The sequence below is a fragment of the Paraburkholderia phosphatilytica genome, from assembly GCF_003443895.1.
In the GTDB taxonomy this organism is placed as follows: Bacteria; Pseudomonadota; Gammaproteobacteria; order Burkholderiales; family Burkholderiaceae; genus Paraburkholderia; species Paraburkholderia phosphatilytica.
Map to the genome: position 1 here is coordinate 80,183 of NZ_QQOA01000025.1, position 15,786 is coordinate 95,968.

General features: G+C 66.9%; 16 protein-coding genes. 6 read left to right on the plus strand and 10 right to left on the minus strand.

What is annotated here, in order from left to right:
- Positions 1-15: 15 nt before the first annotated feature.
- The 3 genes from DVS29_RS37410 to DVS29_RS24080 all read right to left on the minus strand — a co-directional run bounded on the left by DVS29_RS37410 (position 16) and on the right by DVS29_RS24080 (position 1,232).
- Entirely contained in the window at positions 16-174 is a 159-nt protein-coding gene (locus tag DVS29_RS37410; protein ID WP_164707980.1) for a hypothetical protein, read from the minus strand.
- A 59-nt stretch (positions 175-233) separates the two neighbouring features.
- Positions 234-491, minus strand: coding sequence for a hypothetical protein (locus DVS29_RS24075; protein ID WP_118183024.1), 258 nt, complete (start codon positions 489-491; stop codon positions 234-236).
- Between the two features lie 357 nt (positions 492-848).
- Positions 849-1,232 carry a DUF3564 family protein gene (locus DVS29_RS24080; protein WP_118183025.1) on the minus strand — a complete coding sequence of 128 codons (384 nt, stop codon included), beginning with the start codon at positions 1,230-1,232 and terminating at the stop codon, positions 849-851.
- A gap of 326 nt (positions 1,233-1,558) precedes the next feature.
- On the opposite strand from DVS29_RS24080, the gene DVS29_RS24085 reads away from it, so the two are divergent.
- Positions 1,559-2,011 carry a hypothetical protein gene (locus DVS29_RS24085; RefSeq protein WP_118183026.1) on the plus strand — a complete coding sequence of 151 codons (453 nt, stop codon included), beginning with the start codon at positions 1,559-1,561 and terminating at the stop codon, positions 2,009-2,011.
- Between the two features lie 156 nt (positions 2,012-2,167).
- Positions 2,168-2,392: a DUF2964 family protein gene (locus DVS29_RS24090; protein WP_240655776.1), complete on the plus strand. Its 225-nt coding sequence runs from the start codon at positions 2,168-2,170 to the stop codon at positions 2,390-2,392.
- Positions 2,393-2,444: 52 nt separating this feature from the next.
- On the opposite strand, the gene DVS29_RS24095 is transcribed toward DVS29_RS24090, so the two are convergent.
- The 3 genes from DVS29_RS24095 to DVS29_RS24105 are packed head-to-tail and all read right to left on the minus strand — an operon-like array spanning position 2,445 to position 5,199.
- Positions 2,445-3,116, minus strand: coding sequence for an OmpA/MotB family protein (locus DVS29_RS24095; protein WP_118183028.1), 672 nt, complete (start codon positions 3,114-3,116; stop codon positions 2,445-2,447).
- A 15-nt stretch (positions 3,117-3,131) separates the two neighbouring features.
- Positions 3,132-3,896 carry a flagellar motor protein gene (locus tag DVS29_RS24100; protein ID WP_118183029.1) on the minus strand — a complete coding sequence of 255 codons (765 nt, stop codon included), beginning with the start codon at positions 3,894-3,896 and terminating at the stop codon, positions 3,132-3,134.
- A 52-nt stretch (positions 3,897-3,948) separates the two neighbouring features.
- A complete protein-coding gene (locus DVS29_RS24105; protein ID WP_118183030.1) occupies positions 3,949-5,199 on the minus strand; it encodes a Crp/Fnr family transcriptional regulator in 1,251 nt (416 codons plus the stop codon).
- A gap of 317 nt (positions 5,200-5,516) precedes the next feature.
- Between DVS29_RS24105 and DVS29_RS24110 the strand changes: the two genes are divergently transcribed.
- Both DVS29_RS24110 and DVS29_RS24115 read left to right on the plus strand, forming a co-directional pair.
- The gene (locus tag DVS29_RS24110) at positions 5,517-7,028 is read left to right on the plus strand and encodes a sugar ABC transporter ATP-binding protein (RefSeq protein ID WP_118183031.1); all 1,512 of its coding nucleotides are present in this window, start codon (positions 5,517-5,519) and stop codon (positions 7,026-7,028) included.
- Between the two features lie 65 nt (positions 7,029-7,093).
- Complete coding sequence (locus DVS29_RS24115) at positions 7,094-8,110, plus strand: ABC transporter permease (protein ID WP_118183054.1); 1,017 nt, start codon at positions 7,094-7,096, stop codon at positions 8,108-8,110.
- 93 nt (positions 8,111-8,203) lie between these two features.
- Here the strand turns inward: DVS29_RS24115 and DVS29_RS24120 are convergent, their stop codons facing one another.
- The 4 genes from DVS29_RS24120 to DVS29_RS24135 form a co-directional block, all read right to left on the minus strand.
- The gene (locus DVS29_RS24120; RefSeq protein WP_118183032.1) at positions 8,204-9,193 is read right to left on the minus strand and encodes an ABC transporter permease; all 990 of its coding nucleotides are present in this window, start codon (positions 9,191-9,193) and stop codon (positions 8,204-8,206) included.
- Entirely contained in the window at positions 9,186-10,205 is a 1,020-nt protein-coding gene (locus DVS29_RS24125; RefSeq protein WP_118183033.1) for an ABC transporter permease, read from the minus strand. The genes DVS29_RS24120 and DVS29_RS24125 overlap by 8 nt, the downstream gene beginning before the upstream one ends.
- A 73-nt stretch (positions 10,206-10,278) precedes the next feature.
- Positions 10,279-11,826 (minus strand): sugar ABC transporter ATP-binding protein, encoded by a 1,548-nt coding sequence (locus DVS29_RS24130; protein WP_118183034.1) that lies wholly within the window; start codon positions 11,824-11,826, stop codon positions 10,279-10,281.
- Complete coding sequence (locus DVS29_RS24135) at positions 11,823-12,860, minus strand: sugar ABC transporter substrate-binding protein (protein ID WP_420816159.1); 1,038 nt, start codon at positions 12,858-12,860, stop codon at positions 11,823-11,825. The genes DVS29_RS24130 and DVS29_RS24135 overlap by 4 nt, the downstream gene beginning before the upstream one ends.
- A 258-nt stretch (positions 12,861-13,118) precedes the next feature.
- Between DVS29_RS24135 and DVS29_RS24140 the strand changes: the two genes are divergently transcribed.
- Together DVS29_RS24140 and DVS29_RS24145 are read left to right on the plus strand one after the other, a co-directional pair.
- Entirely contained in the window at positions 13,119-14,357 is a 1,239-nt protein-coding gene (locus DVS29_RS24140; RefSeq protein WP_118183035.1) for an SfnB family sulfur acquisition oxidoreductase, read from the plus strand.
- A gap of 18 nt (positions 14,358-14,375) precedes the next feature.
- Complete coding sequence (locus DVS29_RS24145) at positions 14,376-15,761, plus strand: LLM class flavin-dependent oxidoreductase (protein WP_118183036.1); 1,386 nt, start codon at positions 14,376-14,378, stop codon at positions 15,759-15,761.
- Positions 15,762-15,786 lie beyond the last annotated feature (25 nt).

A 15,786-nucleotide genomic window follows, 5' to 3' on the forward strand; every position in this document is an offset into this window, starting at 1 on the left:
CTGTGCAGGTGCGCTTCAGGTGCGCGCCTGCATGGCCCGCTGCAGCAGGCATCGCTCGGGCCGGCGCAGCACCGGCGGCCTGACGGTGCGCGCGAGGCAGCACGCCAATGCGGGTACGCGCCGCGCAAACAGCCGCGGACCGAGGTGCCGTTCGCGCCGGATCATGCGTTCCATCGCATGCTGACGGCAGCGCCCTGCGGCAACCACTTTCGGTGGGGTGATCATCGCCGTGCTCAGCAGGGCGCGCGTTCGCGGCGAACGCTTTCGCTGATCGCCATCGCGAAGCGCACCAGCGACGCGACCGAACCCGCCACGCTGTGATACCGCTGCTGGCCGATCTCCGCATCGAGCAGCACGAGCATGCCCGACGTGCGCGCGAGTTCAAGCAGCGCGTCGGCGTCGTGATGGGGCTTAGCTGTGTCGGCCGGTTCGCGCGTGGCGCCGGATGGTGCGGGCGCGAGTGCGAGTGCGGCGGAAGAAGCGTGGGACATGGCGGTCTCCGGTGAACTGGTTCGGTGTCCGCATCGATTGCGCCGGGCTGTGAAGAAACTTCGAAAGCGGCCGGCCGCGCGCGAACATCCATGTCCCAAAGTATTGGCGACGGCCTCGCCGATTCCAATCAGGCGCCGCCGATTCTGCGGTAAGGGTACCGACGCAAACGTCAGGATTCGCTTACGATGCCGCACGCATGAGATGAGCGGGTTTTCCCCGGGGGGTTTTCTTCAGACATGGGGACGATCCCGATGCCGTGAACGAACGTGCGTGCGCGTGCTTTCAACGGGCACAGCACCGTCCGCCCGGCGTTGAACCGGGATCAAGGCAGAGATGAACCGCGTGCCGACGCGCAGTCAGATCTCGTCGTCGGCGAAGACGCTGCTTTCGGCAACCGGATCGTTGGGGTCGACCCACTGCACGTGCCACTGGCCGTGTTCGGGCGAGTTGGCGCGCGCTTCGACGCCATCGCACATGCACGACACAGTGCCGGTCTCGCCTTCGAACGGGCCCTCCGGTTCCGACAGATCGAGTCCGTCGAGCATGCAGAGCGACTGCATGCCGTCCTGCGTCATGACGCCGGTCCTGCCGCGATCGAGCAGGAGCGTGCCCCAGCTTGGAAAGTCGATGCCGGCATGCCCTTCGCGCGACCATCTGCGCGCGGCCTTGTCGAGCCACAGGATCGCATAGGTGGCGGGCGTGGCATGGTCGAAGGCATCGAGGTGAACGGTAATGCGCATGATGACTCCCGAGGGCGGCGGCGCAGGTTGGCCGTCGCAATACGGACCGGATCGCAAGGTGGAGCGTCCGCATGTCCCGCTATCGGAAAGCTGCGGGAAAGCAGCGGGAAAGCTGCCGTAACGCAATCTCGCGTCGGTGTCCTTGAATGCTTCCATTGAATACCAGAGTTCGCAGATTGCCCAGGTTTCGTTGAAGCACGCGAAACGCAGGCATGCGCCACTGCTGCGCGCTGCACGATGGATGCCGGCCGCACACAGGTCACGGAACGCGAACGCGTAAGATCGGCTCAAACCCTGGAACCTTCGACGGCCCCGCGGGAGAGACGATGCGAATCCGAACCATGCGCTTTTTTCAGGCGCTTGCCGTCTGCGCCGCCGCGACTCTGCCCGGCATCGCCGTCGCGCAGACCCACGCGATCGATGATGCGCTCGGCTGCGACCAGCAGCCGCACGCGTTCATTTCCGGCCTGCTCGACGACCGCTCGATCGATGCGAAACCCATGCGGGTCGAATCGAATTCGGTGAACGCGTTTCGCCCGGCAGCCGGCAGCGGCCTGATGGCATTCGGTTTCCGGGTGTATGCGGTGCTCGGCTATGCGCCCGACGACGACCTGTTCAAGGCCGGCAACGGTCGGCCTGTCGACGGAACGCTGTACGGCGTGGTCGTCTCGGGGCCGAAGGAAGCGGTCGAATCGCGCGTGCGCGAAGCCGGCAGCTCGGCAACCGTCCGGTCCGTCGTGCCGCTCGTGCTCACGGCGGTGGTCTGCAGGCAGCCTTGAAGGTCAGGCTGTTCAGGTACCGATGCCGCGGGATGGATCGCGACGCGACTTCCGCCAAACCTCTGGCAGAGCTGCTGCGATCGGATCATCATCAGGATAGGCGGGCCGTTTGACCATCGCGTGACCGGCCGGCCGCGATGCATGCGGGAGGCTCTCGTGAAGCTCCATCTCTGGCACCACGATCACCATGCGCATTCGGGCAGCGTCCGGATTGCGTGCGCATTGATCGCCATTTTCGTTTCGTTGCTCGGCGTCGGATTCATCCTGCACGGGCTCGTGTTCGACGATACCGGCGCGTCGATCCGCGGCGCGGCGCTGCTGATCGGCGGCGTGTCAGCATTCGTGGTGGCGCTGAATTTGGCGTCCGACGGCGAAAGCTGACGCGGTTCGAACCGGCGCTTGCTGCAGCGCTGAGGTGTGCCGACGGGCGCGTTCAGAACTGCGCGAGGATCGTCACGCGGCGGTTCGCCGCGCGCGCGGCCGCGTCGTTGCCGAGCACGACCAGATCGTTGTCGGCGCGACCCATCGCGGCCAGGCGCCGCGACTCGATTCCATGCTCGACGAAAAAGCGCACGACCGCGCCGGCGCGCGCCGCCGACAGTTCCCAGTTCGATGCGTATTTCGCGGTGGCGATCGGCGTGTCGTCGGTGTGGCCGACCACGACGATGCTGGTGGGCGCGGCGCGCTTCAGGATCTGCGCGACGCGGCCGAGTTCGTCGAACGATTCGTGCCGGATGCTGGCCTCCGCGCTGTCGAACAGCACCTTCGCGTTGATCGCGATCTCCACGCCTTGCGGCGTATCGCTGACCACGATTTCCTGACGCGCGACGAGCGGCGCGAGCAGCGTCTTCATCTGCTCGCGCCCGGCCCGCGGAGCGGGCGAGGGCGCAGGCAGCGCGGCCGCCACGACCGCGTTCGCGCGCGCCTTGAGCTCGGCTTCTTTCGTTCTTGAAAGCTGCAGGATATAGAGCGCGAGAAAGAAGACCATCAGCGTGGTCACGAGGTCCGCGTAGGAGAGCAGCCACCGCTCCGAACGGGCCTCGTCGTCCGCCTCTTCGTCATGAGGCCGGCTGCGTGCGGACGAGGTGCTCGACGAATATTCCATGGCAGAAGGATCGCGTCAGACCAGCAGTTCGGCGGAGCGCTCGCGAATGTCGCCCGTCAGACGCGTTTCGATCGTCTGCGGCGATTCCTTGCGCGAAATGGCCAGCAGCCCGTCGAAGTAGAGCCGCCGGAAGCGCAGCTCCGATTCGATCTGCGCCTTGATCTTGCCGTACAGCGGCAGAAACGCGAGGTTCGCGAGACCGAGGCCGTACAGCGTCGCGGTGAACGCGGCCGCGATCCCTTGCCCGAGCGCGGACGGCTCCAGGATATGGCCGGTCACGTGAATCAGGCCGAGCACTGCGCCCAGAATGCCGAAGGTCGGTGCATAGCCGCCAGCCTGCTGCCAGACTTTCGCGGCGGCCATCCGGTTGCGCTCGTACGCGTCGAGCTCGCGGCGCAGCGAATCTTCGAGCACCGCGGTTGAAACGCCATTGGCGAGCAGGTCGATGCCGCGGCGCGCAAACGCGTCGATACCGGACAGGTCCATCGTCTGCAGCGCGAGCATGCCGTTGAGCTTGGCCTCGTCGCCCCATTCGAGCAGCAGCGCGAGATGCGCGCGATCCACCTGACGCGGCTTCGCAAACGCGAGCGCGAACTGCCTGATGCCGTCGAGAAAACGCGCCCACGTGTTCTGGATCATCACGGCGGCGATCGTGCCGCCCAGTACGACGACGAGCGCTTCGGCCTGCAGCAGCGACGCGAACTGGCCGCCTTCGAGCCAGAAGCCCGTGGCAATCGCGGCCACGCCGAACAGCGAGCCGAACAGGGTCAGGAGGTCCATGAGGGTTCTGTTCCGGTATTTCCGTGCGTGGAGACTCGATTCAAGCGCGGGTTCAGCCTTCGCGCGCCGGTGGCTCGGCGCCCGCCGCGACCGCCGAACGGATCGCCTTCACCGTGTCCAGCAGCCGCTGCTCGATGTCGCCGAGTTCCACCGGATCGACCTTGATGCCGCGCCGCATGATCCACGAGATCTCGTTGCGGCGCGCCTCCGCCATCACCGACTGCAGCAGTTCGATCGCCGCCGGGCTCGCGTTCGATGCGAACAGCTTCGCGAGGTCGTACGAGTCGGACTGGCCGACCGCTTCAAAGAGCGTGCGCTGGTCGACGTACTGCAGGTCGTCGAGCGACTGCACGTCCACCACCTTGCGCGGATTGCGCCGCGAGAAATACGCGGTGCCTTTCTGCTCGACGTAGTTGAGCACGCGGCTCTTGCGGAACGCGAACACGTCTTCGGCGATCTCGCCGTGCGACAGCTTGCTGAGGATCATCGCCTTGTCGACGGCGATCAGCGCTTCCAGCTCCGCGAGATCGATCAGTTCGAGCTCGCTGTTGAGCGCGGTGTCGAGATCGTCGTTCGCGACCTGCTGCGCGCGCTCGGTGATCCGCGCCGGATCGAACACCACGTGGTGGCGGGGTGACACGCTGTCCGCGCTACCCGGCCGCGTCGCGACGTTGCCGAGAAATTCGGCGGGCTTGCCGTCCATCGCGATCAGGTTCAGACGCTCCATGCGCTTCAGCATCGTCATCACGCGCGCCCGCGAATGGCCGGCAATCGCGCGGCAGCGCTTCACGACTTCGGCGAGCGGAATAGACACTTCGTCGCTGCGGCGCGAACGTTCGTGCGTCCACTCGTTGATGCCTTCGACGTTCTCGGACGTCGCCATCAGCGCCAGCACATGCGCGTACGAGACGATCGCCGGCAGGAAATCGGCGCGCGTGTAGGCCGCGAGCATTTCGTCGCGCTTGCGCGCGCGGCGTACGAGCGTGCGGACCATGTGGCGCACGAGCGGCGACGAGCGTTCCAGCTCCTGCTCGATCGCGCTGGCCTCGACGACCGTCAGCTGACAGAACGTCAGCGCCTTCGCGGTGTGCGTGCGAGGTTCGGGCGGGAGAATCGCGGCTTCGCCGAAGAATTCCCCCTTGCCCAGCGTAGCGAGCACGACGGTCTTGTCGTCGCAGTGCGTCGAGAGCTGGACCTTACCGTCAGTAATCAGATAGACGACGGCTTCGCCACCGTAGCCTTCGGAGTAGATGACTTCACCGGGCGCGGCGGTGCGCGTCCGGGTAGCACGTTGCTGGTTCATGTTGGTCCCCCGGAGCCGGGCTGATTTTCGCCACTGTGTGGCTGTCTGTCTGAGCCTTTTAACGGCGGCGCGCGCGGCCGACTTAACATTTTGTTACAACTTCCGGTAAGGATTTTCCGGGGCTTGCGCGGATGCGCGAGTTCTGTTCGATGCAATGCGATGCGGCACCGCGTTCATTTGGTTATCAGGTTTGCTTCGTTGCCCGGCAGAGCGTGGCCCGGTAGCGTGCTGCATGAGTCGCTGCCTGTCTGTCTGCCGCTTGTCATGCGGATGAAAGGCGCGGCTTCGTCGCCATCCAACCGCACGCGTTCGTCTCCATGTCTTCTCCCGTTCTGCACGCCGCCGGCATCGGCAAGCGCTTCGGTTCGAGCATCGCGCTCGATCGCGTCGATCTGTCGATTGAAGCGGGCGAGGTCGTCGCGTTGATGGGTGCGAACGGAGCGGGCAAGTCGACGCTAGTGAAGATCTTCAGCGGCGTGTATCGGGCCGATCATGGTGGTTTGACGCTGACGGGGAAGCCTTACGTTCCTCAATCGCCGCATGATGCCGTGCAGCGCGGCATCGCTACCGTGCATCAGGCGATCGCCGATGCGGTCGTGCCGACGCTGTCCGTCGCGGACAATCTGCTGCTCGACCAGTTCTGCGATCGCCAGTCGCGATGGTTCGTGCCGGCGCGCGTGCGTCGCCGCGAAGCCGCGCAGCGTGCGGCGCGCGTGGGACTCGACGTCGATCTCGATGTGCCGCTCGCCAGCCTGCCTCTCGCGGCGCAGCAACGCGTGACGATCGCGCGGGCCCTGGCTACGCGTCCCGCGCTGCTGATTCTCGACGAACCGACCGCAAGCCTTTCGGCTGCCGAAGCTGAGCGGCTGTTCGAACTGATCGGGCGTCTGCGCGGCGAAGGCGTCGCGACGCTGCTGGTGTCGCATCGTCATGGCGATCTGCGGCGCGTCGCGGATCGTGTGGTCGTGATGCGCGATGGACGCATCGTCGCGCAGATGCCGAAGCCCATCGATTTCGACGCCGCGCTCGAAGCGATGCTGGGACGACCGCTGCACGACGCGCGTGCGCAAACCGGAGCAGGCACGCCGACCGATGACAGCAATGGTGATACGGCGCAACCCGCGCTCAGCGTGCGCGGTCTGCGCTTGCGCACCGACAGCGCGCCGTTCGACATCGACGTGCGGCGCGGCGAGATCGTCGCGATCGCGGGTCCGATCGGCAGCGGCAAGTCGCGTTTCGCGCGCACGCTGTTCGGCGTATCGAAGGCGCTTGCCGGCACCGTCACGCTCGATGGCGCGCGCTGGCAGCCACGTTCTCCCGCCGACGCGATCCGCGCGGGCGTGTTCATGCTCAGCGAGGATCGCCGCCGCACGTCGCTGTTTCCCGACAGCGTGCCGTTCGCGACGATCGCGGGCACGATCGGTTTTCCGTTTCTGTCGCGCTGGTTCAGCCGCGGTTTCGTGCAGGGCCGCCGCGAACGTCAGGCGGCCGTCGATGCGATCGAACGCTTCGGCATTCGCTGTCGCGGACCGGAAGACCGGCCGGGCCGGCTTTCCGGCGGCAACCAGCAGAAGGTCGTGCTTGCGCGCTGGCACGCGGAGCCCGCGCGCGTGCTGCTGCTCGATGAACCGTTCCAGGGCGTGGATGCCGGCGCGCGCGCCGATATCGTCGAACTGCTGCGCCGTCACGCGCATCGCCGCGCGACGCTCGTGTTCGTCAGCGATCTCGAGGAAGCGCTCGAAGTAGCCGATCGCATCGTGCATTTCGATCGCGGCGCGCCCGAATTTTCCAAGCCATCCAACCGTTTCACTACCGATCAGTCATCCTGATGAAATCGAGTACGTCATCGAACGATCCGCCCGTCGGCGCCGTCGCGCCGCCGCTTCATCGCGATATGATCATCGCGCGCACGCCGCGTGCGCAGGTGTGGCGCACAGCGCTGGAACGCAGCGGCATGCTGCTCGCGCTGGCCGCGCTCGTGGTGCTGTTCGCGATCGAGCAGCCCGCGTTTCTGCGCGTCGACAACCTGTTCAGCATCCTGCAGAGCGTGTCGATCACCGCGCTGCTCGGCATCGGCGTGACCATCACGCTGGCGGCGGGCGGATTCGATCTGTCGGTGGGGAGTATCGCGGCCTCCGCGCAGATGGCGGCGAGCTACGTGCTGGTCGTGTGGAGCGGCGGTGCGTGGTCGGCGCTGGCCGCGTGTCTCGCGCTCGGCGCGGCCGCTGGACTCTTCAACGCGCTGCTGATCACGCGGTTGCGCGTGCCCGATCAGCTCGCGACGCTCGGCACGCTGTTCCTGCTCGCGGGGCTGCAACTGATTCCGACCGGCGGCCGGTCGCTCACGACGGGCACGATCCTGCCGGATGGCAACGAGGCGTCGGGCATCTTCCCGGACGCGTTTCTCGCGCTCGGCAGGCTGCGCGTGTTCGACGTCGTGCCGCTGCCGGTGATCGTGCTCGTGCTGCTGACGGTGCTGGCCAGCGTCGTGATGGAGACGACGCGCTGGGGCCGTGTGCTGTACGCGATCGGCGGCAACGAGACGGCCGCGCGTCTCGCCGGTGCGCCGACGGCGCGCTATCGCGCGGCCGCGTACGTTGCGTCCGGCGCGATCGCTGCGCTCGGCGGCGTGCTGATCGCGGCGCGCGTAGGCCGCGGCGATGTGAGCGCCGGTCACTCGCTGCTGCTCGACGCGGTGGCGGCGGCACTGGTGGGCTACGCGGTGGGCGGCGCGAAGCGGCCAAATGTGCTGGGCACGGTGATCGGCGCGGTGTTCGTCGGCGTGCTGCTCAATGGGCTCACGATGCTGAACGCGCCGTACTACATGCAGGATTTCATCAAGGGCGCGTTACTGGTCGGCGCGCTTGCGTTCACGTTCAGCGTCGGCAAGCGCGAGGAAGGGCACGCGTGACCGCTGGCGCCGGCAATGGCACGCATGCACGAGATATCTCGCGTGCGCATCGAGATTGCCGGCGCATGACGTGCCGCGCGCGGCCCCTGGAACCTAAGCGAAACGCGCGCCGCGCTGCGCGAAACTGATTGCGAGCACCGCGAGAATCACGACGCCCGTCGCGACCTGCTGCCAGTAGAAGTTCCAGCCGATCAGCAGCAGCCCGTTCGCGACGAGGCTCAGCAGCAGCACGCCGAGCAGCGTCCCCGCGACGCCGGGCCGGCGCGCAGGCGACAGCGTCGTGCCGATGAAGGTCGCGCCGATCGCGTTCATCAGATAGCCGTTACCCGCCTGCGGCACATACGCCTTGACCGTCGACGACAGCAGCAGCCCGACCACGCCATACAGCAGCGCGCTGGCGATGAAGGTCGCGCTGACGATGGCCGGTACCGGCAGCCCCGAATAGCGCGCGACGCCCGGCTGCGCGCCAAGCGCCGCGACCTGACGCCCGAACACTGAATGCCCGAGCGCGACATGCGGCGCGAGCGCGAGCACCGCGACGATCCACAGCGGCACGGGAACGCCCGCGAATGTGCCGTGCGCGAGCGCGCTGAAGAGAGGCGGCAACGCGACGTTGAGCAGATAGACGGGCTGGCCGCCGTCGGTGGCGAGCTGCTGCACGGTCTGGCCGATGAAGAGCGTGCCGAGCGTCGCGAGAAACGGCGCGATGCCGATCCGCGCGACCAGCACCGCGTTCAGCGCGCCCGTCAGCGCCGCGGCCGCGAGACCGCCGAGCGCCGCGAGCAGCAGGTTCGTGTGATGCGCGCACAGCAGCACGAAGACGAGACTCGCGACGTCGACCGACGTGCCGAGCGACAGGTCCACCGCGCCGAGCGACACCGCGAGCGTCATGCCGAGCGACGCGATCGCGAGCAGCGCGAAGTTGTTCAGCAGCACGTCGGCGAGATTGCCGGGCCGCGCGAAGCCGGGCGCGAATACAGCAAAGAACACGATCACCGCGACCAGCGCGGCGACGAGTGCGAAGCGCTGCAGCTTCGCGAGCGCGGCCGGGAGCTGTTGCAGGAGGGACGAGCGGTCAGTCATACGCGTGGCTCCCGGCGAGGCGGCGCCGCACGATCGCCGTCGTCGCGACGACGAACAGGATCAGCGCGCCTTCCACGCCGTTGACGTAGTAGCTCGACACGTTGTCGAGCTGGAATCCGTTGACGATCGCGCCGATGAACAGCACGGCGCACAGCGTGCCGGGGATCGTGGGCACGAGGCGGCGCGAGAACACCACGCCGAGCAGCGACGCGGCGACCACCGCGAGCAGGTTGTCGCCCGCGCCCGGCGCACTGCCGCTCAGCAGTGCCGCCGACGCGAGCGCGGCCAGCGCGGCGGCGATGCCGGACAGCACGTAGCTCGCCGCGACGTAACGTTGTGTGCGCAGTCCGGCCGCGCGCGCGGCGTCGCGATGCGCGCCGACCGCCGCGAGTCGCAAACCGAACGGCGTGTAGTGCACGAGCGCGGTGAATAGCACGGCAGCCAGCAGCAGTGTGTACGCGAGGTGCGGCACGGCGAACGGACCGTCGTCCAGCAGCCACGTCGTCAGCGCGCCGCTCGTGGACACCGACGTGTTCTGCGTCAGCACGAGCTCGAAGCCGGCGGCGATGTTCATCGTGGTCAGCGTGGCAAGCAGCGGCACGATGCGCAGCGCGATCACGGCCACCGCGTTGATCGCGCCCACGGCGGCGCCGGCCGCGAGCGTCAACGCGACCGCGAGTGTGGGAGGCAAACCATCGCGTTGCGCGACCGCAAACGCGGCGGCGCACAAGCCGAGATTGGCCGCGACCGACAGATCGAGACCGCCGCGGATCGGGTCCGGTCCGCCCGCGATCAGCACGATGGTCAGCCCAAAGCCGAGCAGGCCGATCACCACCGACTGCTGCAGCACGTTCGCAAGATTCGCGACGGTCAGGAATAGCGGCGACGTGAGCGCGAAGCCGGCCACCACGACGGCGAACGCGAGCGCCGTACCGCTGCGCAGCCAGAACTGCGGATCGCGCAGGCGGGGCGTGCCTGCCGGCGCGGAAGAAAGTTCGAGCGTTTCGCTCATGAGGGTGTCCTGAGTGTGGGGAAAGCGCGGATGTGCGCGACAGCTGGCAGGCGATGGCTGGGACACAGGCTGTTCATGCCGCGTTCCGTTCATGCGGCGCGATCGTCTCCCGTGCACCGGTTGCCCATGCGAGCACCGTCTGCGTATCCGTTTCGCGCGCTACGAGTTCGCGCACGATGCGGCCGCGCTTCATCACGAGCACGCGATCGGCGACACCGAGCAGTTCGATCAGGTCGCTCGAAAACAGCAGCACGCCGGCGCCATCGCGCACGAGGCCGTCGAGCAGCCGGTAGATCTCCGCTTTTGCGCCGACGTCGACACCCACCGTCGGCTCATCGAGCAGATACAGCGACGACGCACGGCTCAACCACTTTGCGACCGCGACCTTCTGCTGGTTGCCGCCGGACAGGTGCCGCACCGGCGTCTCGGCGCTGTGCGTGCGGATCGTCAGCGCGGCGACGAGGCGTGCGACCACGCCGGTCTCCCGCCGACGCGCAAGCAGCCCGAAGCGGCTCACGCGGGCGAGGCTCGCGAGCATCGTGTTCTCGCGCACGGATAACGCAGTGGCGACGCCATGCGTACGGCGATCCTCGGGCACAAACGCGATGCCGTTGCGCACTGCGTCGAGCGGACGCCGCAAGCGCACGGTGCGCCCCGCGATGCCGACGATGCCCGCCACGCCGCGCTCGAGACCGAACAGCGCACGCAACAGCGGTTTGCCGCCGGAGCCGAGCAGGCCCGTGATGCCGACCACTTCGCCGCGTCGCACGTCGAACGACACGTCTTCGAAGCGGCCGGGCGCCGTGAGATCGCGCGCGCTCAGCGCGATATCGCCGGGCGTGCGCGACGACGCAGGCGTATGCGTTGCCACCGGAGCGCCGATCATCGCTTCGACGAGCGCTTCAGTCGGCGTCGCACGCGCATCGACGTGCGCGACGTCGACGCCATCGCGCAGCACGCTGACCGTATCGCAGATCTGCGCGATCTCGTTCAGATAGTGCGACACGTACAGGATCGTCAGGCCGCGCGCCCGCAGCGTATCGATTGTGCTCAGCAGGCGGTCTACCTCGCGCGACACGAGCGCGGCGGTCGGTTCGTCGAACACGAGGATGCGCGGCGAGCCGATCAGCGCGCGCGTGATCTGCACGATCTGCTGTCCCGCGACGGAGAGCTCGCCGATCAAACGGTCCGGCGCGAGATCGATGCCGAAATGCGCGTGCAACGCTTCGCGTGCGTGCCGTTTGAGACGGCGCGTATCGAGCGGGCGTAACGCGCCGGCCGCGCGCGGCCCGAATGCGGGTTCGTTGCCGAGCGCAAGCGCTTCGGCCACCGTCGACGTAGGCGGCAGCAGGCGTTCCTGATGGATGAACGCGATGCCCGACGGCGCGACGCCGTGCGGCTGCAGCGCGCCGTGCACGCTGACCGTGCCCGCGTCGGCTGCATGAATACCCGCGAGAATCTTGATCAGCGTGGACTTGCCTGCGCCGTTCTGCCCGATGAGTCCATGCACGGTGCCGGGCGCTACTTCGAGCGACGCGCCGCGCAACGCGGGCACGCCGTCGAAATGCTTGACGATGCCGGCCAGCGCGAGCGCCGCCGGCGGCGCGACCGGTGCGCTCATTTCGCAGCAATCTGGCCGAGGGTCTGCTGCAGCGCGCCGGCGTTGTCCTTCGTGACGAGGATCGACGGCACGTAGGTGTACGGCGCGAGATCGCGATTGCCCGCGAGATAACGCGCGACGTTATCTACCGCGGTCTTGCCGATCAGCGCGGGTTGTTGCGCGACTACCGCGGCGGCACTCGATTTCGGGTCTTTCACGAGCGTCACGACGTCGGGGCTGCCGTCCACCGCGTAGGTCTTGATCTCGTCGCGATGCGCGGCGTCAACCGCTTGCGTCGCGCCGACCTGCGGCACGTCCCACGCGGCCCAGATCGCGGCAATCTGCCCCTTCGGATACTTCGCGAGCAGCTGGCTCACCTGTGCATACGCGCTTTGCACCGTGTTCGGAATCACGTCGCGCAGCTCGGGTTCGATGATGTGCACCTTCGGGTAGTACTTGAGCACGGACTTCAGCTGGTCGTAGCGGATCGCGCAGACCGGCACGCCGTAGAAGCCGTTGAAGACGAGGATGTTGCCTTCGCCGTGAATGTCGTTGACGAGCTTCAGCGCGAGCTGTTCGCCGATGAAGAAATTGTCGGACGTGGTGTCGTTCAGGCTCGACGGCGACGCGGTGTCGATCGTGAAGAGCGGGATGCCGGCCTGGCGGATTTTCTGCAGCCACGGCTCCAGCACCGAAGCGGTGCCGAGCTGCTCGACGATCGCATCGGGCTTCTGCGCGATCAGCGTCTGGATCTGCGCGATCTGGCGGTTGTCGTTACGGCCGGCGTCGAGTGCGATCGGCGTGCCGCCCAGCCGCTTCACTTCGTCGATCGCGCCCTGGTAGGCCTTCAGATCCCAGTAGTGATCGGTGCCCACCGCGGTGATGCCGATCCGCTTGCCCTTCAGCGAAGGCACGTTGCTGTCGTTAGTGGCTGCGTCCGTCGCGCCCTGCGCGTGAGTCAACGGTGCGATACCTGCGAGTACGAGCGTGGCAGCCGCGACGAGCGGGGGCAGTGCGCGAGCGCGCGGGAGCGAGGCGAGAATCCGGCGAATCATGATGGCGTCGAGATCGAGAGAGTGTGGTTATAACGGAGATGAAGAGCCCGAAAAGGCTGAGGCGACTCTACTCAACAGTCGATGCGGATTGAAACCATCGATTCACGCTATGTTTATCGACCGGATGGCGGGCAGTAAATCGCACGTGAACTGCAATTCATCGGCGCTCCGAACGAATAACGATGTTCCAAACCCTCGTTTGGTCGCGCCCAGGGCCGCTGATAGATTGGGCAAACAGTCACTGAAGCGGAGTCCTGCATGGCAGCAATCGACCCACCGGTTTCCCTGCATCGCGAAACGGCGCCCACTAACGTCGCCCGCATCATCGAGAGCGACGCGGAAGCGCTCGACGTCGCACGCGAACTTGCCGCCCGGCTCGTGGAAGGTGCGGCACAGCGCGATCGCGAGCGGCGTTTGCCGCACGAGGAAATCGATTGGTTCTCGCAGTCGGGGTTGTGGGCGATCACGGTGCCGAGAGAATACGGCGGTGCGGGCGCGTCGTTCGTCACACTGGCGGAAGTGATCAGGATCGTTTCCGCGGCGGATCCGTCGCTGGGACAGCTGCCGCAGAATCACCTCGGGCTCGTCGACGTGATTGCGTTGACCGGCACGCCGGAGCAGAAACGTCACTTCTTCGGCGAAATCCTGGCAGGCAAGCGGTTCGGCAACGGCTTCTCGGAGAAGGGCACGAAAAACGTGCTCGACCTGAAGACGCGCGTGACGCGAGAAGGCGACAGCTACGTCGTGGAAGGTACCAAGTTCTATTCGACGGGCGCGCTGTTCGCGCACTACGTGCCGGTGCTCGGGCTCGACGACGAGCGCAAGGGCTGGCTTGCATACATCCCGAAAGGCACGCCGGGTCTGTCCGTGATCGACGACTGGTCTGGTTTCGGACAGCGCACGACGGCGAGCGGCACGGTCGTGCTCGACCGCGTGCGCGTTCCCGCATCGCATGTGTTTCCCGCGTATCAGCTCTCCGACCTGCCGACACTGAACGGTCCGATCTCGCAGATCATCCAGGCCGCGATCGATGCCGGCATCGCGCATGCCGCAGTGGCCGACACGCTGCGCTTCGTGCGCGAACGCACGCGGCCGTGGGTGGACAGCAACGTGGAACGCGCGAGCGACGATCCGCTGACGCTGCGCGAGATCGGCCGCCTGCATATCCAGCTGCACGCGGCCGATGCGTTGCTCGAACGCGCGGCGCGCGTGCTCGACGAGATCGCTGCGCAACCGCGGACGACCGAGGACGACGTGGCGCGCGCATCGGTGGCGGTGGGCGAGGCGAAAGTGCTGACCACCGAAATCGCGCTGCTTGCGGGGGAAAAACTGTTCGAGCTCGCGGGCACGCAGTCGACGCTGTCGGAGCACAACCTCGATCGACACTGGCGCAACGCGCGCACGCATACGCTGCACGATCCGGTGCGCTGGAAGTATCACCTGGTCGGCAACTACTATCTGAACGGCGTGAAGCCGGCTCGCCATGCGTGGAATTGAAGGAACGGTGAACCGGCCATGACGAGACAGATCCGCCTCAACGCGTTCGACATGAACTGCGTCGGGCATCAGTCGCCCGGCTTGTGGGCGCATCCGCGCGACCGTTCGTGGCGCTACAAACAGCTCGACTACTGGACCGATCTCGCGAAGCTGCTGGAACGCGGCCGCTTCGACGGGCTGTTCATCGCCGACGTGCTCGGCATCTACGACGTCTATCAGGGCAGCGGCGAAGCGGCGATCCGCCAGGCCGCACAGGTGCCCGTGAACGACCCGATCCTGCTGGTGTCGGCGATGGCGAACGTCACGCAGCATCTCGGCTTTGGCGTGACCTGCTCGCTGTCGTACGAGCATCCGTATCCGTTCGCGCGCCGCATGTCGACGCTCGACCATCTGACCAACGGCCGCGTCGGCTGGAACATCGTCACGTCGTATCTGGACAGCGCGGCGCGCAACGTCGGCCTGCCGGCACAGGCAAATCACGACGAACGCTATGCGCTCGCCGAAGAGTACCTGGAGGTCTGCTACAAGCTGTGGGAAGCGTCGTGGGAAGACGATGCCGTGGTGCGCGACGCTGCGCGGCAGGTTTTCACGGAGCCGTCGAAAGTGCATCCGATCGGCCATCACGGACACTATTTCGACGTGCCCGGCATCCACCTGTGCGAGCCGTCGCCGCAGCGCACGCCGGTGCTCTACCAGGCCGGCGCGTCGAAACGCGGGAAGGACTTCGCCGCGCAGCATGCCGAATGCATCTTCATCGCGGCGCCGTCGCGCGTGATCCTGAAGGACTTCGTGAAGGACATACGCGCGCGCGTGAAGGCGTTCGGCCGTGATCCGCACGACGTGCTGATCTTCAACCTGCACACGGTTGTCACGGGCCGCACTGAAGCCGAAGCGCACGCGAAGCATGCGGACTACCGCCGCTATGCGAGCGACGAAGGCGCGCTCGCGCTGATGTCGGGCTGGACCGGCATCGACCTGTCCAGGTACGACCTTGACGAACCGCTGCGGCATGTGGAGAGCAACGCGGTGCAGTCCGCCGTGGAGGCGCTGTCGAGCGCCGATCCGACGCGTGTGTGGACCGTGCGCGAGATCGCGAAGTGGGGCGGCATAGGCGGGCTCGGGCCGCTGACGGTCGGCGATCCGGTGCAGGTGGCGGACGAACTGCAGTCGTGGGTCGAGGAGACCGACGTCGACGGCTTCAACCTCGCGTATGCGCTCACGCACGAGACCTTCAGCGACTTCGTCGAACTCGTCGTGCCGGAACTGCAGCGGCGCGGCGTCTACAAGACCGACTACGCGAGCGGCACGTTGCGCGAGAAGCTGCACGCACGCGGCCCACGCCTCGCCGATCCGCATCCGGGCGCGTGGTATCGCCGCGTGCCGCATGCGGAGCCGGCAGTCTGACTGCGCGCGAAAACATTCAAATCAT